General features: G+C 48.0%; 16 protein-coding genes, 1 tRNA gene and 1 pseudogene. 11 read left to right on the forward strand and 7 right to left on the reverse strand.

All coding sequences use genetic code 11. The features are described 5' to 3' along the window. Positions 1–18 precede the first annotated feature (18 nt). Complete coding sequence (gene mprF / locus EGM68_RS02885) at positions 19–2661, reverse strand: bifunctional lysylphosphatidylglycerol flippase/synthetase MprF (protein WP_013369122.1); 2643 nt, start codon at positions 2659–2661, stop codon at positions 19–21. 211 nt (positions 2662–2872) lie between these two features. On the opposite strand from mprF, the gene EGM68_RS02890 reads away from it, so the two are divergent. The 4 genes and pseudogenes from EGM68_RS02890 to EGM68_RS02905 all read left to right on the forward strand — a co-directional run bounded on the left by EGM68_RS02890 (position 2873) and on the right by EGM68_RS02905 (position 6827). Continuing rightward, a complete protein-coding gene (locus tag EGM68_RS02890; RefSeq protein ID WP_019685961.1) occupies positions 2873–3634 on the forward strand; it encodes an AAA family ATPase in 762 nt (253 codons plus the stop codon). Between the two features lie 47 nt (positions 3635–3681). Beyond that, a complete protein-coding gene (locus EGM68_RS02895) occupies positions 3682–4200 on the forward strand; it encodes a GyrI-like domain-containing protein (RefSeq protein WP_058711009.1) in 519 nt (172 codons plus the stop codon). Between the two features lie 146 nt (positions 4201–4346). After that, positions 4347–5549 (forward strand): MFS transporter, encoded by a 1203-nt coding sequence (locus tag EGM68_RS02900; RefSeq protein ID WP_013369125.1) that lies wholly within the window; start codon positions 4347–4349, stop codon positions 5547–5549. Between the two features lie 224 nt (positions 5550–5773). Beyond that, a pseudogene (locus tag EGM68_RS02905) lies at positions 5774–6827 on the forward strand (lactonase family protein). 120 nt (positions 6828–6947) lie between these two features. On the opposite strand, the gene EGM68_RS02910 reads toward EGM68_RS02905, so the two are convergent. Beyond that, entirely contained in the window at positions 6948–7904 is a 957-nt protein-coding gene (locus EGM68_RS02910) for an ArsR/SmtB family transcription factor (RefSeq protein ID WP_025676046.1), read from the reverse strand. Between the two features lie 275 nt (positions 7905–8179). Further along, a complete protein-coding gene (locus tag EGM68_RS02915; protein ID WP_058830761.1) occupies positions 8180–9148 on the reverse strand; it encodes a hypothetical protein in 969 nt (322 codons plus the stop codon). A 143-nt stretch (positions 9149–9291) separates the two neighbouring features. Here EGM68_RS02915 and EGM68_RS02920 point away from each other — a divergent pair, with 143 nt between their 5' ends. The 3 genes from EGM68_RS02920 (at position 9292) to EGM68_RS02930 (ending at position 12157) form a co-directional block, all read left to right on the forward strand. Beyond that, on the forward strand, positions 9292–9765 hold the full coding sequence (locus EGM68_RS02920; RefSeq protein WP_013369129.1) for a GNAT family N-acetyltransferase: 474 nt from the start codon (positions 9292–9294) through the stop codon (positions 9763–9765). An 85-nt stretch (positions 9766–9850) separates the two neighbouring features. Then, positions 9851–10483 carry an NAD(P)-dependent oxidoreductase gene (locus EGM68_RS02925; RefSeq protein ID WP_013369130.1) on the forward strand — a complete coding sequence of 211 codons (633 nt, stop codon included), beginning with the start codon at positions 9851–9853 and terminating at the stop codon, positions 10481–10483. A gap of 33 nt (positions 10484–10516) precedes the next feature. After that, positions 10517–12157 (forward strand): NAD(P)H-hydrate dehydratase, encoded by a 1641-nt coding sequence (locus tag EGM68_RS02930; RefSeq protein WP_129548612.1) that lies wholly within the window; start codon positions 10517–10519, stop codon positions 12155–12157. Here EGM68_RS02930 and EGM68_RS02935 read toward each other — a convergent pair. After that, positions 12141–12635 carry a hypothetical protein gene (locus EGM68_RS02935; protein WP_025676247.1) on the reverse strand — a complete coding sequence of 165 codons (495 nt, stop codon included), beginning with the start codon at positions 12633–12635 and terminating at the stop codon, positions 12141–12143. The two genes, EGM68_RS02930 and EGM68_RS02935, sit on opposite strands and share 17 nt — an antisense overlap. 170 nt (positions 12636–12805) lie before the next feature. Between EGM68_RS02935 and EGM68_RS02940 the strand changes: the two genes are divergently transcribed. Further along, positions 12806–13642, forward strand: a complete 837-nt coding sequence (locus EGM68_RS02940; RefSeq protein WP_013369133.1) for an HAD hydrolase-like protein — start codon at positions 12806–12808, stop codon at positions 13640–13642. Between the two features lie 228 nt (positions 13643–13870). Here EGM68_RS02940 and EGM68_RS02945 read toward each other — a convergent pair whose 3' ends face one another. The 3 genes from EGM68_RS02945 to EGM68_RS02955 form a co-directional block, all read right to left on the reverse strand. Next, positions 13871–15625: a methyl-accepting chemotaxis protein gene (locus EGM68_RS02945; protein ID WP_129548613.1), complete on the reverse strand. Its 1755-nt coding sequence runs from the start codon at positions 15623–15625 to the stop codon at positions 13871–13873. A gap of 171 nt (positions 15626–15796) precedes the next feature. After that, positions 15797–16828: a ribonucleotide-diphosphate reductase subunit beta gene (locus tag EGM68_RS02950; RefSeq protein WP_025676245.1), complete on the reverse strand. Its 1032-nt coding sequence runs from the start codon at positions 16826–16828 to the stop codon at positions 15797–15799. 20 nt (positions 16829–16848) lie between these two features. Then, positions 16849–19182, reverse strand: coding sequence for a ribonucleoside-diphosphate reductase subunit alpha (locus EGM68_RS02955; protein WP_064964256.1), 2334 nt, complete (start codon positions 19180–19182; stop codon positions 16849–16851). Positions 19183–19705: 523 nt separating this feature from the next. Here EGM68_RS02955 and EGM68_RS02960 point away from each other — a divergent pair. The 3 genes from EGM68_RS02960 to EGM68_RS26350 all read left to right on the forward strand — a co-directional run bounded on the left by EGM68_RS02960 (position 19706) and on the right by EGM68_RS26350 (position 20516). Next, positions 19706–20053: an MTH1187 family thiamine-binding protein gene (locus EGM68_RS02960; RefSeq protein WP_013369137.1), complete on the forward strand. Its 348-nt coding sequence runs from the start codon at positions 19706–19708 to the stop codon at positions 20051–20053. 73 nt (positions 20054–20126) lie between these two features. After that, positions 20127–20198: transfer RNA gene (locus EGM68_RS02965), tRNA-Thr, on the forward strand. A gap of 195 nt (positions 20199–20393) precedes the next feature. Next, the gene (locus tag EGM68_RS26350; protein WP_276311692.1) at positions 20394–20516 is read left to right on the forward strand and encodes a hypothetical protein; all 123 of its coding nucleotides are present in this window, start codon (positions 20394–20396) and stop codon (positions 20514–20516) included. Positions 20517–20720: the final 204 nt, after the last annotated feature.

Consider the following 20720-nt stretch of genomic DNA (forward strand, 5'->3'; position numbering starts at 1 on the left):
TTTTGTATCGTACCTTGTTTAGTCCGAGCGTTTGGACACGAGATATACCAGCTCCAGCGTCAGGATCGGCAGAAAAACAGAAGCGGGATAGGCCAGATAGCGCGGCTCCCACTGCGGCTTGAATTTATCCTTAAAGCGTCGAAGCCCCTGGAAGCCGTAAAAATGTCCCCCGTATTGAAAAACGAGTCGAGCCAGCTTTTCCTCGCGCAATGCCTTTTCGCTTTGTCCTACCTGGGACAGCGGGGCCATGCCCAGGTTAAATGTCGTATATCCACTTTCCTTGGCCCACTCAATGACCCGTGTGAATAAGTAATCCATCGTTCCATTGGGTGTGTCGGGCAGGTGACGCATCAGGTCGATAGAGACCGTCTGCCCATGATCATAAGCTGGGGCCATCGTAGCGAAAGCAATGACCTTCCCTTCGGAGTCTCTAAGCAATGCAATTGGAGCCAACTGAAGGTAAGATTCTTTGAACCAGCCGAGAGAATATCCCTTCTCCTTGCGCCCATCCAGCCAAATATCCGAAATATGACGCATCTCCTCAATTAATGACGCCTCTAGAGGCGGCTGGACCATTTCGAATGAATAGCCTTCGCGGTCAAAGCGATTTTTGGCGCTGCGCAGCGCCTGATTGCTTTTGCCCGTTAGTGTAAAGGACTCGAGCGGCACGAGCGCCTCCTCGCCCAATTTAAAAAAGCGATAGCCGTTCTCGTGATAGATGGACAAATATTCCGGTGATGCTTGGTAAAATACAGCCGTCAATGCATATCGATCCGCGAACCGTTGGAATTCCTGAATGGCTTCACTCACACGTTCTTTTGGACCGAGAGGGTCACCTAATACAATCAGTTTGTCCCGGCTGCGAGCATAGGGGAGAACCACCTGTTCGTCCTTGGTCCAATACAGATATTTATCGCCCAGAAAAAGCATATGAGAAACGAGGTTACCACCCTGTCGTTCCAAAAATTCTTTTAGCTTAACCAGCTCCTGTGCGTCGGGTAGATTGCTGATGCTACGCTGAGGACGAAGAAAGAAATACACCGTCAGGAATACCCATGCCAAAATCAAACTAAATACGGCTGTAACTCCGTAATCGCTACGGTTCATAAAAAAGTCCAGATGGACCTTGGCATGTATATGACGCATAAATGGTGTATTGGAGCCTGCCCCGATCATAAAATAAGCGCCGGTTACGAGTAGAGATAATCCGCCCCATATTAAAATGTTGTGCCGATTCAGCGGCGCACTGACCCGATAAAACCGTGAACGCGAAATCCACAGCATTAATGCCACGAACAGCAGGAAAAAGGCTTCTTCAAAATCCAGACCTTTAGTGAAGGTGAAAATGGCTCCTGTCAGCAGAAGTATCAAGGTCAGCCGCAATGCTCTGCGAATACGCAGAGAGATTCCGTGGGACAGAACGACAAGCATAATTCCGATGATGACCGAGATTTCGTGCGATAAGCGCATAACGGGCAGGCTGAGCAAATGTTCAGCAAAACGGAGCCGATACAGCAGACCAGGCGTAGCGGCCGACAACAGAAGCACCACGCCGGAGATGAGTACCAGTTTCCCAAGCGCCCATACCCCCAGATCGGCCAAAAACCGGAATTGACCAGGCCAGCCCCATACCTTCTGCCAGGCATTAAGGGAGTAATCCCAGCCTGTCTCAGCGAGCTGGCTCAGGCGCTCGTTACGCGGAATCATTTCCAGCGCGGCTAATACCAAGCCGATGAGCCACGGAATGATGTAATAAAAGACGCGAAAGACCAGCAGCACAGCCAGCGCCCGGTCCGAGTTGGCTCCTGCCATTTGCAGCCCGAGCAGGGCGATAATATCGAATGCACCGACTCCTCCGGGTGCAAGACTGATTAACCCCGCAATTGCGGCTATTACATAAATACCGAACACAGCATGGAGCGGCAGCTCATGGAGCAAGTGCGAGCCGATCCATGCAAAGGTAAGACCAGCCAGCAGCCATTCCAGCAGAGAGGCGCCAATGGAGGCAGAGATGGTGAACCAGGAGAGCTGTCCTTCTCCCTTGTTGAACCATGTGGCATACCTTTTGGAGCGCTGCATGATCAGAAATAGAGGCAGGTAAAGTGCCATTCCCCATAGCGCCCAATGAAGCCATGGGTGAGCATCCAGCACAGGCTGCACCGGATACAGATGAACAATAGCACCCCAAGCTAGCAAAGATAGTCCGGTAATGACGACAGGCGAAAGAAATACGACTGCCGAGGTAATGACACCCAATGGCACACCGCTCTTTTTATACAGCACAGTGCGCAGTCCAGCTCCCGTAAAGCCTGCAAAGCCGAAGACATTATTGAAGGTATTGGATATCCAGGCGTACCGGAATGTCGTTCCAGGCTTGACTTGAAGCTTGAAATGATGCCTGATTACATAATCGTAAGCACTCATAGCAGCCACGGCTACCAGGGAGAACAAGCCAATTTCGATGAGAAACGTGGCGTCCATTCGCCGCAGCTCATGAAGCATCCGTGCCAGATTAAAGTCTTTTAGCTCTCGTCCAGCCTCCCATATAATAAAAGCCAGTACAGCCAACGGCAGTAAAATACGCGTCAATCGCTGCCTGTAGATGGTCATCATATACTGTACGATTTTAAAGGATTGGAACGGTTTGTGATTTGAATTCATAGATTCACCTGCTTGAAAAGGATAAGATTGAGACTGATAATGCGCGAAAACTTCCTGCCCAAATAAAAGGCTTCGTTATATTATACCTGTAATAATAGCTTGAATAACAACAGAAGGGTTACGAAATGGGAGTTCAAATTGATTGCTGTAAATAATTCCAATATAATGATGGAATACCTAGTAAATTGCTTGGCAATGGAGCTGACTGAACATGAGTATATGGGATCGCAATCTTTTTATACGTCGATTGGAGCTATTGTGGCCTCCAGATGCTGACAGGAGCCAATACCCTTTTAACTTAAAGGCTCTTCAACAGTGGAATGAACTCAAATTCCATCCTTCCGTTACCTATATTGTTGGAGAAAACGGTGTAGGTAAATCAACGCTTATGGAGGCAATCGCGGTCGCGTGGGGTTTTAATCCAGAGGGTGGCACTAAAAATTTCAACTTTTCTACACAAGCCACGCATTCCTCGCTGCATGAGCATATCCGGTTGGTGAGAGGGGTTGAAAAACCGAGGGATGGCTTCTTTTTCCGGGCGGAGAGCTACTATAATGTGGCGACTCATATTGACGAGCTGGATCGAGAAGGAGGAGGGCGACCCATTCGGGATTCGTACGGGGGGAAGTCGCTGCATGAGCAGTCGCATGGCGAGTCTTTTTTTGCTGCATTTGTGCATCGGTTTGGAGGACAAGGATTGTATATTTTGGATGAGCCAGAGGCAGCGCTATCGCCTTTGCGTCAGATGGCCATGCTTGCCCGGATTCATGAGCTTGTGCAGCAGGGATCACAGTTTATCATTTCTACCCATTCCCCCATCTTGATGTCTTATCCAGATTCGGTCCTGTATCATCTGACACATGAAGGGATCGACACACGGACGCTGGAGGAAACCGATCATTATATCATTACCAAACAATTTCTGAATAACAAGGAAAGGTTATTGCAGGAGCTATTCGAAGATTCACCATAAGCATATAGTAAGTTTGGTAGTATCCACTTTGATGAGGAGGAAACCGTATGAGTTCAAATCTCGATGTAGTTATTCAGCGGATATCGGCTTTCAAGGTAGCAGCGCTGACTGCGCGAGCCCCTTTTGCCGAATTGGGTGATGAGGTACGCAGACAGTGGCAACAAGTGCAACAGAACGTCCCAGAGAACCACTCAGGTCGTCTGGACGCGGATATGGGCTATGTGTTAACTCCCCAATGGACAGTTGTTGAGGAGAACGGAAGTACTGCGGTCAAGGTGGGCGTTAAAGTGTCCTCGTGGAATGAAGTACCGGATAGTCTTGAACGCATCGAGGTGCCCGAAGGAGAGTATGCAGTGACCCGTTTTCAGGGAGATCGAGAACGATTAAATACGATTTATGATGATCTATTTGCTTGGTTGGACCGTAATGGCTATGAGCGTAATACAACAGAGGGGGTATATTGGATCGAGTCGAATCGACTAAAGCCGGTGAATCCTTTTGATATTCCATCCGCAGAAATTCAGAAATTTGATTATGATATTGCGATTGCTATTGTACAAAAATAAAGGAGTAACATTCAGGGGTATCGGAAGTATTTTATGATTGTTATTTGCCTCCCACTCTATTAATATAATGAAGAGTTTTGCTGAAATGGTTGCAAAATAAGAATTTCGTATACGAAATAAAGAACCTGAGGAGGACAAAACGCAACATGTCGGATTCACAACAATTGAAAATGGGACCGCTCGTCATTTTGATGATTAATATGTTTATTGCCATGCTGGGAATTGGACTCATTATTCCGATCCTCCCCAAGTTCATGGGTTCCTTGGGAGGCAGTGGTGAAACGGGAGGCTATCTGGTTGCCGTGTTTGGCTTGACCCAGTTTATATTTTCGCCGTTAGCGGGGGAATGGTCCGATAAATACGGACGTAAAAAAATGATTATTATCGGTCTGGTCATCATGACGGTGTCTTCTGTATTGTTTGCAATTGGACACTCATTGACCATGCTGTATATTTCCCGTTTGCTTGGAGGCGCAGGAGCGGCATTTATGATCCCTCCAATGATGGCTTATATTGCCGACATCACAACAGTCCATAACCGCGGCAGAGGAATGGGGCTGTTGGGGGCCGCGATGTCGCTTGGTTTTGTGATTGGTCCTGGTGTAGGTGGTTTGCTGGCAGATATCTCGCTTCGTACACCCTTATACGTTTCGGCGGCGGTATCAGGTTTAGCGGCACTGATCTCATTGATTTTACTGCCCGAAACCTTGTCGTTGGAGAAGCAGTTGAAGTTTCGAAATGTTAAGGTGAAACGGGACAATGTGATTAAACAGTTTGCGCTGTCTTTCCGCAAGCCGTACTTTATGCTGTTGATTATGATATTCACGTTAACCTTTGGCCTGACGCATTTTGAAACGATGTTTCCGTTCTTTGTAACAGGCAAGTTTCATTACAATGAACGTGATATTGCTATCATTATTACGGTAGGTGCGTTGGTCGGAACTATAATTCAAGCTGTGGTCATTAGTCCGATGTTGAACCGTTTTGGTGAAAAAGGTGTGATTATCGGTTCTTTTCTGTTTTCCGCGATTTCCCTTGTGCTTATGTTGCTCTCAGGGAACTTCTATTATGTACTCGGAGTATCGCTTATCTTCTTTACCGCTACGTCGTTGCTGCGACCAGCCATTAATACTGCTTTATCCAAAATGGCAGGGGATGAGCAGGGAGTTGCAGCCGGGATGAACAATGCTTATATGAGTATTGGTAATATTTTGGGACCTGCGCTTGCTGGTACATTGTTTGAGGTGCATATCAATTTGCCGTACATTTTTGGGGCGGTCATTCTCATGCTTAGTTTGGGGCTGGCTGTAAAATGGAAAAGCAGAGATACGCAATCCACAGCGGTTTAATGTTGTTTTTTCTGTAAAATAGTCTCTTTTGGTGTGAACTGTGGCGTTCTTATGAACTACTACAGATTACAGCGGAAGAGGCTATTTTTTTGCATACATAGCCAAATGTTAATGAAACGGCAGAATCTTGGGTAATAATGCATGATAAGTTTATAACCAGTTAGAAAGTAGAACTTAAAAGTCGGATAACTTGTGAGGAATACGCTAAAAGGAGCTGAGATCGGATGAAAGAGCGGAATGAGCAGTTATTTTATATAGGAACTTATGCGTCTCGTGAGGAAAGAGGAATTTATATAGGAGCTTTGCATACGGACAATGGTGATTTGCGTATGGTTGGAGGTGTGGAAGGAATCGAGAGACCTTCTTTTCTGGCACTGCATCCGAATGGGGCAGAGTTGTATGCTGCCAGTGAAACAGAACCAGGCGAACTGTGCACGTATCAGGTGAACACTCAAACGGGGGAATTGCATCCTTTGGATCGAAAAGGAACGGAGGGCGCACATACTTGCTATGTATCCGTAACAACAGATGGACGATATGTGCTGGCTTCTAACTATTCTGGGGGCAATGCCGTTGTATTCCCTGCGACAGAAGCAGGAGGATTGGGAGACATGTCGGGGCAGGTTCAGCACACGGGGTCAGGGATTCGTCAGGACCGCCAGGATGCGCCACATCCACACTCGATTATTCCTGATCCTTCAGGACAGTATGCCATGGTATGTGATCTGGGGCTGGATCAGATTATAGTATATCGTTTGACCGAGGATGGGAAACTGGTGACCCACCGTGAGACAGATTTGCCACCTGGTTCCGGCCCACGCCACCTGGTTTTTCATTCCTCAGGTCGATATGCCTTTGTCGCCAATGAATTGAATAATACCGTTACTGTGTTTGTGGTATAACGAACGTAATGGTAAGCTTACCTTGCTGCAAAGTCTGTCCACACTGCCAGAAGGCATTATAGATGTAGAAAATACAGCAGCGGATATTCGAATTACACCCTGTGGACGTTTTCTGTATGTATCCAATCGAGGACACAACAGCATCGTACTCTACCATGTCGATCTAGACAGCGGCAAGCTAAAGACGATTGAATGGGTCGAGACTTTCGGCAGTACGCCGCGTAACTTCAACATCTTGTCTGGTTATTTGCTAGCGGCGAATCAAGAGGGAAACAACGTCGTATCCTTTGCTATCCATGGGGATGATGGACGGTTGACCCGAACGGGATATGTATTGGAGGTTCCTTCACCAGTTTGTATTGAACCTGTACGCTAATTACACAGCGCATGGCAAAAAGGGGCCATTAAAAGAGAATGAGAAAGTAAAACACGGCGCTTTGTCTCCCAAGAAAGGCATGGGCAAAACGCCGTGTTCAGGTTTTGAATGGTCTAATAATTATTTGCTGCTATCGCCAGCTTCTACCGTTGCTGTTTTGGTATGGTTTTCCGCAGGTTTGTAGTACAAACGGAACAGGATATCCTGGTTGTAGTTACCAAATCCAGTACCGAACAGGGTTACCCCGCCAATATGCTGGGCATCATCCAAAATGGCAATACGGAATTTCCATTGCTTTTGATCAATCAGTACGTCGCTTAGCGTCACATCGGATATCTGCTTGCCATCCATAAAGGTACCTTCGGACGTCACGCGAAGTCTCTTAAGAAGGCCATATTGATTGATAAAATCAGGCCACCATGAAGGTGTATATTTACCACGATTATCACCGAAATCCCCCGGGCTGGTCCAAGTGCCCAAATTCACATCATTTAGAAAAAACGTGATGTCTGAAGGCCAATTATCATTGGTAAAAGGGGCCTCCGATGATAATTCCATCGAAATTTCCAGTTCCTCAGCTTTTTGACTGGACAATAGGAAATTCGGCACTTTATAATCCATATACCCTTGGCTAAACCACAGAATTTTGGAATTGAAGCGCTCAGGGTCTAAGAACGAACGAGGCTCATCGAATTCTCCGATAATCTTTTCGACGGTGGCTAGGCCGCAGGTTGCCTGAATTTCAAAATCTGTAAAGTGTCCGACGGAAATCTCCGTCTGATGAAATTGCCGTACATCCTGCTGATAGCGTGGCATGGCGATTTCAATTTTGTCCGTAGCCAATGAGCATACCTTCTGAACCCCGCCTCGTCCGGGCAGCATTTTAGTCGAAATAATGGATGCTCTCTCCAGTTTCTTAACATGCATGGTCATAATCGCACTACTGAGTCCCAGGGCTTCCGCCAGCTCACGTATATTCATAGGCTTCTCCGCAAGCAGAACAATCATGTTCAGCCGAACCTCACTGGCCAGCGCTTCATAAACGGGAAGTGATTTTTCAGAAATGTCCAGTTGCATAGTTCCTCCAATTCTAACGCACATCATAAATTGATGGTAGTTTAACATATATGGATTTTTTTCGATATTAATACATATAAAACGATATGATTTACATTTATATAAACAATATACTCTTTCCTTGATCGTTGGCACAAGTCTAACCCCGTAAAAAGCCAAAAATTGTTCAAAAAACAGGACACCCCATAAACTCTTTCTTTGTGTGTTGGGATGTCCTGTGATGGTATGTGATTTGCGGGATGTATACAGGATCTAATTTCAGGCGCAACGGGTGTTTAGGACCGCATATGTTCATCAGCCAAAGAAGAATCAGCGGTTGTATCTTTGTCAGTTGCGTGTAATTCCTGATTCTGCGAAGCATCGGCCTTCATCAAGCTGGGATGACCCACATAAGGACGATCACTTCGCGAGCGGCCTCGGGTAAGTCGGAAGCCAATCAAGAACAGCACAAGCTGTGCAGCCAGTATGTAGGGAGACGCTTCTGGCCCGAGCCACTGAAACAGGGCGACAACGGCAATGACCATACATAACAGGCTTGTTGGGAAATGGGATGCCGTCACGTCCAGATCATTTTGTCTACGCAGGGTCATCAGACGATAGACATACAGCAAGGCGATCAAGCCAGAAACGAACCTTATCCATGCATACCCTATAAGCCATGATACAGATTGTGTGGTGTCGGGTAGACTAACATCGACATGACTGTAAGTCATCAGTTCCACAACCAGTCTTGAGGTCAACCAGACGATTCCCGCCAGCGTCAGCGGACCGGCCGCTGGGCGTAATAGCTTCCATAATGCTGTTCCCCAGCCTGGAGCATGGGATTCCAGCAGAACAAGTCGCCGTTCCTCGATCAGTTTGTTCATTTCACGCTCCAGTGACTTGAGAAGCAATTCCCGGCGGAATGGATCACATTCCCGAAGGGATGCTTGAACCTGCTCTTGAAGGTGAGGGGTCAAATAGGGGGCGGCCTTAGCCTCCTGAAGAGCATGGATTAGTCCATGCTGGTGCTGCTGCTTTTCGCTGTTGTTGATCGCGTTCTGGGTAGCAGTCTGGAGATAACCAGCTAACCGCCCATAGATACGCAGTGATTCCTGTAATTCTTCGAGCCGCTGCTGACGCGAATTCCGAAGCTGGGCTGCACTATGAACATACAGCCATACCAGCAAGGATAACGCCAGCAGGAAGGCGATCAGACCGGGTGAGATATATGCGACTAATGCCGCGAAGTCCGTCGGGGACACCCGCAATCCCTCCTTCCATTGTTCTTTCTACACTATTGCACAGACCACACAGGCATTTCAAGGGCTTGTATATCTCTAAACCAAGAACTATGAAGTATTTTTTGGTAAAATAGACAAGATTACAGCAGGAAGGGAGATTCGGCATGAATAAAAATATAGATTTTGCAACAGAACATCATGAGACATCGAATCAACCGTACGAGCTGCTTCGCGTAGATTACGCTATTCCAGCCGTCGAGGAATATCAGGCTTTACGCAAGGAGGCTGGTTTGTCGCAAATTACGGAAGAAGCGGCAGCTAAGGGCTTGCCGAACAGCCTATTTGCTGTAACGCTACGGCTTGGACAGGAATTGATCGGGATGGGCCGGGTGAGCGGTGATGGCGGTGTGTTTTTTCTGGTTACGGATATTGCAGTCAAGCCTTCCCATCAGGGGAAGGGTTATGGACGTAAGCTTATGGAAGAGATTATGGAGTATTTGAAACGGGAGGTTCCGGCGGGCAGCTTTGCAACGCTGATTGCGGATAAGCCAGCCGACCGGTTATATGCGCAGTTCGGTTTCCAACTGGTCAGTCCAAGGTCGGAAGGGATGTACTGGCGACAGCCGGGAGAACTGTAAGCTGAAATCCTGCACGAGTTTGAGCTGGTTATAAAACGGATAAATAACAGTAAGAAAATTATAGATAGGAAGAAGGCACGTTACTATGAAAGTGATTATTTTCGGAGCAACAGGAACAATTGGCAAAGCGTTAGTAAAGGAAGCAATCAAGCGTAAGTATGAGGTGACGGCGGCAGTGCGCGATCCGCAACGAGTGACAGAGCAAAATGAATATTTGACGGTGGTTCAGGCGGATATTCTAAACCCGAATTCCGTTACGGAGGTAGCCAAAGGGCACGATGCTATCATTAGCGCCTATGGTCCCAAGTTTGGAGCTGAGGAGGAATTGCTCGAAGCGACTCGTTCTTTACTGGAAGGAACTCGGCGTTCCGGTGCGGAGCGCATACTTGTCGTTGGCGGAGCGGGTAGTCTGAAAACAGAAAACGGTGAGCGTCTCATGGATACCGCTGAGTTTCCAGAGGAAGTGAAGCCACTGGCGGCGGCGCATGCTGATGCACTGGAGTTGTACCGTGCTGCGGATGTAGACTGGACATATTGTAGTCCTGCCGGAATTATTGAACCGGGTAAACGTACAGGGCAGTTCCGTATTGGTTTGGATCATTTGGTAGTGGACGAATTAGGCCATAGTCGCATCTCTGTTGAGGATTATGCGGTAGCCCTGATTGATGAGTTAGTAGAAGGGGAATTTGTCAATTCCCGCTTTACCGTCGGATATTAATCACAGGGATGGCTATATGGGAGGCGAATAAGCATGTATATGGTGACCGCCGAACAAATGCGGCAACTGGATCGGTACACGATTGATAAGCTGGGGATCCCGACCCTGACCTTGATGGAAAATGCCGGGCGAGCAGTAGCTGACGAGGTACTGAAACTTTGTGCTGAGAGACGTGGAAAAAGCGGTGGCATAAATGAGGTTACACACACAGGAGCGGGGGATGTACCGGAACATGGCAGTGTTATACGGACGGATTCATCGAGCCGAGGGCGATATGATGTATGTGAACGAGCACACTGGTATATCCTCGTTGGTAAAGGCAACAACGGTGGTGACGGACTGGTGGCAGCCCGCCATCTGACCGATGCAGGTCTGCGCGTCACCGTTGTGTATGCCGAGCCGCCTGAAACGCTACGCGGTGAAGCGGCTGCCCAGCGCGACATCATCGCGGCGCTGGATATCCCGGTTATCCTCTATGGTCGGGATAACCTCGAACTGCACGGTGCCTCCGGCATCGTCGATGCCCTGCTGGGCACGGGCACGCAAGGTCCACCGCGTGAACCCTATGCCTCGCTAATCCGCGAGGCCAATGCCAGCGGCGCGCCAATCGTGTCGGTAGACGTGCCTAGCGGCCTCGACGCCGACACAGGTGCACTGCACGAGCCGTGCATTCATGCGCGTCTCACCGTATGCCTCGCCTACTTGAAGTGTGGGCTCGCCCAATATCCGGGCGCCGGAAACGCTGGTGATGTGGTGGTACGCTACATCGGTATTCCGCCCGGCCTTGCCCGTGAGCGCGGCGTACAGTTGCAGCTCCTGACCAGCGCTACGCTACGCGACGCGCTGGACGTGGATGTCAGCCGTAGTCGTGTGCCGGACGGGCACAAGGGCACCTATGGCCACGTTCTGGTCGCGGCCGGAAGCCTGCGCATGAGCGGTGCAGGCCTACTGGCTGCACGCGCCGCCTTGCGCATCGGCAGCGGCCTTGTGACGTGGGCGGTGCCTGAGGCACTGCTTCCGCGTGTCATTGGCGCCGCGCCGGAGCTGATGCTCGCTGCCGCAGCAACAGGCGGAGACGGCGAATGGAACGCCGACTCCGCAGCCGAGCTGCTACAGCTCGCGCAGGCGCGCGATGTGCTGGCCGTCGGGCCCGGCCTCGGCCGCTTCGCAGGGGACACTGGCTGGCTGCGCCGCCTGTGGGAGGAATACAGCGGTCCGCTCGTGCTCGATGCGGACGCCTTAAACATCCTGGCCTCGGCGGAGCTGGATGCCTGGAAGTCGAGAGATGCGGCGGTCGTGTTAACGCCGCACCCCGGTGAAATGGCTCGTCTGCTGGGCATACCGACAGCAGAGGTGCAGCGTGACCGAATCAGCCATGCCCGGGAATACGCCCGGACACGCGGAGTCACGCTGGTGCTCAAGGGAGCACGCACGGTCATCGCGTGTCCCGACGGAAACGCCTACGTCAATACCACAGGCCATGCCGGCATGGCGACAGGCGGTGCCGGCGATGTGCTGACAGGCATCATCGCAGGGTTGTTGGCCCAAGGCTTGAACGCTTCGCAGGCAGCAGCCTTTGGCGTGTATCTGCATGGCGTGGCTGGGGAAACGGCCGCGCATCATCGCCAGCATCCCGCTTCAGTAGTAGCCGGCGATATTATTGAAGCCCTATAACCCATAGCAGCAGTGGCAGGAGGAAGGCCAGCATGATCTGTATTCCATATTCACGGTTCAGCCAGTGCCTTCCCCCATAATAGAGTAGTGTAATCCCTGCACCTGCTATGCCGTTGCTCCATGATATACCTGTTCCAGCAGGCGACATCAGAGATCCTAGCAGAAGAAAGACACTGAACCCTACGGCAAGGTATAGCGTGAACTGCTCAGGCTTGCGAAGCCAGGGTAAAAGATCACGTAGCGCATCAGCGGCAAGAGCAGCCGGAAGGGCAAAGCCATAGGCCCACAACTGCGCGGTCAGTTCACCGCTATTGCCTGCTATACTCACAGGCAATCCCGTGATTTCCTCTGTCAGATAGCAGTAGACCCATAAGAGACCAAAAACCAATCCTCCACAGGCTAGCTTATTCAGGGCATAACAACCAAGCTCCATCCGCCAAGGCATTTTGGAATTAAACTCATTCCAAGGCTGTCTCATATTGCGACTCCCTCCTCATTTCAATCGGTAAATCAAAACCATTCAAGGAATTTATTTTCAATTACAATCCGCTTACCGTTTGAGACATTTGAGTTTACGTTAGCTGTGTATCATGTTCCTAAGCGAAATAAAGATTGCGGATAGCCGCGGTACGGAAAGGCGGGGATTGCATGATACAGGCGGTTATTTTTAATCTTGAAAGTACATTGTTAGACCCCGGAGGACGGGGCTTAATCCAGGGAATGTGCGACATCTTCAGATGGAAGGGCATACAGGTGACTGAAGAGCAGGTATCTCATGGACGGGGACTGCCCATCCGGGATCATATTGCGAATGTGCTCGGACTTTCAGAGGTTCGTAGAAAATGGTTAGAGTGCTTTGGTGCGCATCCTGGCAGAATGGATATTGAGCATATTTATCTTGAGCTTGTCCCTGTTCTTCGCTCTTTGATCCAAGGGGCTGAGACTGCTACCGGTATAGATAGGGCGCTGCAGGAGCTTCAAGATCGCCGCATTCAGTCAGGAGCTACTGCATCTTGCCCGATGGAGATGCTGAGTCACGTATTCACGCCTGCACAGTCACCCTATACACTGGATTGTATGGTAGCCCCTTGTGAAGTTTCGCAGGGGAGGCCTTATCCGTGGATGATCTATGAAATTGCACATCGCCTGCAGGTATTCCCGCTTAGCGATATTGTGAAGGTAGGAGACACAGCAGCCGATATGCAAGAAGGACGGAATGCCGGCGTTTGGACGATTGGTGTGTTGAACCATAACGAGAGTGCTTTGACCCCGGATCACACTACAAGCTGTGAAACGGACGACAGAGTATCTGAGGAACGACGCAGACAGAGTATATATGGCTTGAAAAGGGCAGGGGCCCACATCGTGATGAACTCGGTCGCTGACTTGCCGCGTATTTTGCGTGAAATTGAAATGCTCCAGCATACGGGAGGCTATCCTTCTTATATGAAACCGATGAAAACAGCCGCGGCTCCCCCATCGTGAGAATAACGGCACAACTCTTAAGTACCTTTAATAGACCTTCTAGGTTATATATGTATGCATCTATCTGGATAAAGGTGTACTCAGCCCGGCTTTCTAACCTCAAAAGGAGCATTCGCTATGTTAGCGAATGCTCCTTTTGAATGTACTCCCTTTCGTTTGGAAAATGACCCGTAAGATGGACACTTTAGATCAAGTGTCCATCTTACGGGTCACAGTTCACCGAAATCATTATTGGTCTGAACTCTTTACCCGGAACTGATCAGCATGACGCTGTAGATTGTTTGATAGTGTAGTCAGATTACGGGCTACTGCGGATAGTTCTTTTACCGCTAAAGCCTGCTTCTGTGCGCTTGCGGATACATCTTCCGTCATTCCGGCAGTTTGCTGCGCCGCGCTGGCTGTGTGATTCAGATGTTGATCTACGCTGTGACGTACCTCGTGCATTTCTGTCGTCAATTGGGCCAGATGTGCAGCCAGTTCCTGAACTTCCTCTGAAACCTGGGTGACTTTGTCAACAGACTGTAAACATAATGCAATTTGTTTTTCTTGTTCATTGACAGTGTTTATATTTTGATCAAATTGATCGCCCATTTGCTCAATTTGCTCGACAAAGCTGCTTAGGATTTGGTCGATTTCACGAATGGACATGGCAGATTGTTGGGCAAGTTGTCCCATCTCATGAGCTACGACAGAAAAACCTTTACCAGCTTCACCTGCACGCGAGGCCTCAATCGAGGCATTAAAGGATAAAATCTGCGTCTGCTTTACGATGCCCTGTACCTGCTGCCCGATGTTAGCTGCTTCGCGGGATTTTTCGGTTAGCGCGTGTGACATACGCTGCATTTGCTTGATTCGCAGGGCGCTTTCTCGTCCCTTCTCCAATAGCTGTTCATGTTCACTGGCTACCTGATTACGGACCTCATTGAGATGGCGCGCCGTATCCGTAAACTGGTGCACATGGCTTCCGACTTCATCCAGCGTTTGCCCTAAGCGGTCAGATTGCTGAACCGATTCTAACGTTTGATCCGCTTGGTTTGTAGATACATCAGCAATTTGCTGGAGTGTGCGGGACAGTTCCTCAGTCTGGTGGAGTGTTCCTTCTGTTGTCACGACGATATTCTCTGATGCTTGCTGAAGTGTACTTGAACTGCTTTGAATGTCCACAATCATATTGGACATGGCTTCCACCATTCGGTTCGTCAAGCCGCTGATTTCACCTAGCTGATCATACGTAACTTGCTGCGATGTAACCGTAAGATTGCCGTCGGCTACTTGCTCCAGTGTATTTTTAATGAATCGCACCTGACGCAGTATTCGACGGGTTACCAGCACCATTGCCGCAATGGAAATGATCAGAATGATGGAGACCACAGGGATAACTAGCCGGTAGGCCTCAGGCAGGGTTTTCTCGTATACTTCAGTTACAGAGGCAAGGGATCTGTCAATTCCCAGATAGCCTATGATGGTTCCATCTGTATCCTTAATGGGTGTAAAGGAAGAAAACATCGTTCCCCAATCAGGGTCCGTTGTGATATCTGTAGTGACCGTCTCCCCTTGTTTCAATCTATCTGCCGTTTCTTTACGGGTGAAGCTAACAGGACTTCCCAAAGGACTGTAGTCTTTGTCGTCCCAAGCAGCTCCGTCCACCGTGAGCTTCCACTCATCGCCAACACGGTTGTACATATACATATACAGGACTCCGCTTTGCAGCCTAAGCGTATTTAACTCGTTCCGAAGTTCTTTATACTCGCTGCTCTGCTCGGATGGATTCGTATTTAAGCTTTTGACGGCTGATTTGTCCAATAGCTTGGCCGTATTCACTGCCAGCGCTTCATTGTTGAGTTGCATGGTTGATAGAGAAGCATTCTGAATAGACAGTTTGGTCGTCCACAGAATCATGACGCCAATCACAACTAAAGGAATGAGCAACATGAAGTAGAGTTTGGATTGTAATCCCATTCTTTTTTTGACTTTGCTTTTCATAATATGCTCCTTACTATATTATTTCACCTTCATATAATATCGTGTTCAAGTAGGGGAATATGAATAGTAATTCATATGTTTCATGAAAATTCTGCGCATTTGTGCAAATTTCATCCCATAGAAAAAAGCCTTAACTCAGTAATAACCGAGTTAAGGCTTGTAGCGTATGACTTACAAATCGTCAAATCCGTTGTCATCTCCGACTTTGCCATAATTGCGTGATTTTGCTTCAAAAAAGTCCGTTTTTGTTGCATTCAGGGCTTCATCCGAAAATGGCTTGATCCAAGGCATACTATTTACATCTACACCTTCATAGGCTTTGTCCATACCCAGAAGTCTCAGGCGCATGTTTGCCATGTATTTGATATAATCGCTCAGCTCGTTCAAGTCAATGCCACGAACCTCCTTGAGCGTGTAATGCGCCCAATTCGTTTCCAGCTCCACAGCGCGGTTGATCATACGATAAACGTAGTCCATGTTCTCTTTCGTGTTCAACTCAGGGAAATCAGCCAAAAGCTGCTTGAACACTTCGGCAAAGAAGTAGCAATGCTGATTTTCATCGCGCTGAATATACGAGATCATCTGGCTGGTAGCCATCATTTTTTGGTCACGGGCCAAATTGTAAAAGAAAGCAAACGTACTGTAAAAGAAAATACCTTCCAGAATCAAATCCGCTACCATCGCTTGGAAGAAGGTTTGGGGATTCTGCTCATCGCGGAACTCCTGGTAGATCGCCGAGATGAATGTGTTGCGCTCCAGCAGAACAGGATCGTTTTTCCAGTATTCAAAAATTTCTTTCTGCTCCTGTTCCGATACCAGGGAAGATAGCACGTAAGAGTAGGACTGGTTATGCACGACTTCCTGTTGTCCGATAATGGCCGAAATGGCTTCCAGCGATGAATCGGTAAAATATCGTTTTACATCTCCGACAAACATGGTCTGCATGGAGTCCAGCACGGCCAGCAGGCCGATATTAATTTTGAAGGTGCGCTGTTCTTCGGCATCCAGCATAGGGAACTGGGACGCATCTTTGGACATCGGAATTTCATCCGGAATCCAGTGGTTCAGCAGCAGTACTTTATATAGTTTGTACATATGCGGCATCCGAATATCATTCCAGTTCAAAATACCGGAGTTTTCGCCTTCAATAATACGGGTAGAGCGGTTAGGCGCTTCTGTGTTAAAAATCTTTTGTAACTGCATGAGAGGCTCTCTCCTTTAGTTTAGGATGCGCAGCTTTCGCATTCTTCAATCGTCAGTGCGCGGCTGCGTACATAATAGGTCGACTTCATACCTGATTTCCAAGCATGGATGTGCAGCTCTAAAAATTCGGTAGCTTTGATATCTGGGCGCACATACAGGTTAAAGCTTTGACCTTGGTCAATATGACGCTGACGTGCAGAAGCCATGTTGATCGAAGCATGTTGATCCAGCAAGAAAGCTGTCTTGTAGTACCAGATGGTTTTTTCATTTAAGTCTGGTGCAGGGTTTGCGATCTTGTAGGTTGTTTTCTCTTCATAGGAAAGCAACTCATACAGTGGATCAATGCTAGCGGTAGAGCCTGCAATGATGGACGTGGAACCATTAGGCGCGATGGCGAACAGCCATGCGTTACGGACACCGTTTTGTTGGACTTCTTCCGCAAGCTCACTCCACTCGGACGTAGTGACGAATTTGCCTTCACGTGTACCGTCTGTATAGCCACGGGAAGTGAAATAATGTCCGGTCGCCCAGTCGGAACCCTCGAATTTGGCATAACGGCCTTTTTCTTTCGCCAGCTCCATGCTGGATTTTACAGCCAGGTAGTTAATTTTTTCATACAAATGATCGTTATAGGTTACCGCTTCATCGGACTCCCAGCGGATACCCTCAAGTGCGAGCAGATGATGCAGCCCAAATGTACCCAAGCCGACTGCACGATATTGGCTGTTCGTGTATTGTGCTTGCAGCACCTCAATGTTGTTGATATCAATAACATTATCCAGCATACGTACCTGAATCGGTACGAGACGATCCAGCACACCTGCCGGAACAGCACGAGCTAGATGAATGGAGTTCAGGTTGCACACCACAAAGTCGCCAGGAATTTTGGAAATAACAATGCGTGTTTGTCCGTCCTTGGTGACCAGTTCTTCTTTTTCTACTACCGTTGCAGATTGATTTTGCATAATTTCCGTACACAGGTTGGAGGAATACACCATACCATGGGCACGGTTCGGGTTAGCCCGGTTTACCGTATCGCGGTAGAACATGTACGGCGTACCTGTTTCCAACTGTGATTTCATCAGACGCTTCATGATGTCAATGGCAGGCACTGTAATACGAGAAAGGATCGGATGCTGTGACGCCTCCTCATACTTCTCGCGGAAGGAGCCTGAACCGAAGGCTTCATCATAAAAATCTTCCAGTCCCAGTGGACGACCCTTGTCATCTTTCCAGCCCATGACCTTCTTCACTTCATGCGGACAGAACAGATTCCATTCGCCCCGTGCTTCGACCCGCTCCATGAACAGATCGGGCAGACATACGCCGTGGAATACGTCATGCGCACGCATCCGCTCGTCACCGTTGTTCAGCTTTAGGTCCAGGAATGCCAGAATGTCTTTGTGGAATACATCCAGATAAACGGCAATTGCCCCTTTGCGTGTACCCAGTTGGTCTACGCTAACCGCTGTATTGTTCAACTGGCGAATCCAAGGAATAACACCAGAGCTTGTATTTTTATGTCCGCGGATATCGGAGCCGCGTGCCCGTACTTTACCGAGGTATACGCCGATGCCGCCACCCATTTTGCTAAGACGGGCTACGTCGGTATTGGAATCGAAAATACCTTCCAATGAGTCGTCTACGGTGTCGATAAAGCAGCTGGAAAGCTGTCCCGCCACCTTTTTTCCGGCATTAGACATGGTAGGTGTAGCTGCTGTCATGTACATGTTGCTCATCGCCCAGTATGCTTCCTTCACCAGCTCCATACGCTTGTCGGCAGGCTCTTGATGCATCAGGTACATTGCGATAATCATGTAGCGTTCTTGCGGAAGTTCCATCACGCGTCCGTCAAAATCATTGGCCAAATAGCGCTCAGACAGCGTCAACAGTCCGATATAGTCGAATAGCAGGTCATTCTGCGGCAATATGGAATCGCCGAGTTCATCAATCTGCTCCTTGGTGTAGCAGTCAAGCAGCTCTTGACGGTAGATTCCTTTTTGAACTAAATCGGTGATCAGTGGATAAAAGGCGCCGTAAGGCTCGTCTGCATACGATTTGTAACGGCGGTGAGTAGCTGCTTTTTTATATAAAGAAGTGAGCAAAGCACGCGCAGCGGCAAATTTCCAGTCCGGTTCTTCCTTGCTAACCAGTTCAAGGGCAGCCATTGCAAATGCATTGCTAATTTCATCCCCCGTGACTTCATCCCGGCGCAGCTTACTGGTTACACCGCGAATAAGTCGATCTTTATCCAGCTTGTTCAGCCCGCTGAGCACACGGTCAGCATATACGGATATACGTATTTCATCAAAAGCCAACTGGCGATTGTTTGGTTTGGTTACGAGTTGTGGCATAGGATTAATTCCTCGCTTTCTTGATTTGGAATTCATACTTAGGGAATAGGCATGAAAATGATCTGAGAAAAGAAAATGATGAAAAAAGCGATGGTCAGACAGCATTTTGGGGCTGTATGTAATCCAATAACATAGAAATAGCGATGCGCCTGCCAATGAAGGGGGAAAAGATGGTTCCCGTAGGATTTATCGGCTACATCACTATATTTAGAGGTGTTATGAATATTTAACCCAACATATTGTGTATATAAACTTAAAATTTCAAATAAGTGCAAGGAGTATTATAGCAACATTCGAAGCCATACGTAAAGGAAAAGGACTGGAAAATCAAAATATGCAGAGAAGTAACGGGCTGTATTTGAATTGAGACGGAGTGAACGGTACAATAAATAATATAGAGGTTTCCTACGGAAACAAGCAGTATACATATGGAACTTTTCTTGCAAAACAAGGTTGCTTTATGGACTGGGTTTTAGAATCTTAAAAAAAGAAGATTTTTTTAAATTAAAGGAGGAACTTGGTGATGGCTATTGCAGAAGTGACAGTGATCCCGATTGGAACGGGGAGTACGAGCCTGAGCGACTATGTTGCTCAAATGCAAAAAGTGTTGAAGACGCAAAAAGGAATTACCTATGAGCTTACCTCCATGAGTACGATTATTGAGGGTTCGTTGGATGATGTGTTCACCGCTATTGCTGCGCTGCACGAAGCGCCATTCCTGGCAGGAGCCAAGCGTGTTTCCACCTCGGTCAAAATTGATGATCGCCGTGATAAGCCTTCATCCAGTCGTCAAAAGCTCAGATCCGTTGCAGATAAACTATCCGGAGCCACGGCAGGGAATGTTACAGAATTAAATCCAAATCCTAGTTGATAAAGTTGATGTAAGTGATTGATTTTTATGTAACTAAGAGTATAATAGTTTTTGTTGTCAGTCACACTGACCTGCTGGTGTAGCTCAGGGGTAGAGCAACGCACTCGTAATGCGTAGGTCGGGGGTTCAATTCCCTTCACCAGCATTCTATAAAACTCAAGCACAGCGCGGCTTCCAAGCTTTTTGGAGGTCGCGCTTTTTTTGTGATTTTGGACAATCTTCTACCATTTTTCTAACCTTTAGTCTAGTAAAGGTGGGGCTATTTTCGCATTTTCGGAATCATACAGTTCTGAAACCAAAGCTGTTTTTTAAAATCTTATTGAAAAGGTGCGGATGACTAATGTTGAAAGAAACGGTACTGCTGATTATCGCGGCTAGCTTTTTGTTGTTTATTATAACTGTTCCAGATCAAGCCTTTTACCACCATAGTATACAGCCTCAGGTTACCATTGTAGGAGCTTAAACGTAAGCAAAGCAAATCCCCGCTAACCTGAACTGGTCGGCGGGGATTTTTGTTGAACAATCTAAGGACAGTGTATTGTACAGTACCCCTTGTACAAATTTATGATTCTCAGAAGTGATGAATTAATGTGTAATTAAAAGCAATGCTGCATTACAAATAATGTATACAAAATAAGCTGTCTGTTATGATTAATTGAATTGGCAG

The sequence above is a fragment of the Paenibacillus sp. M-152 genome (genome assembly GCF_003856555.1).
Taxonomy (GTDB): Bacteria; Bacillota; Bacilli; order Paenibacillales; family Paenibacillaceae; genus Paenibacillus; species Paenibacillus polymyxa_C.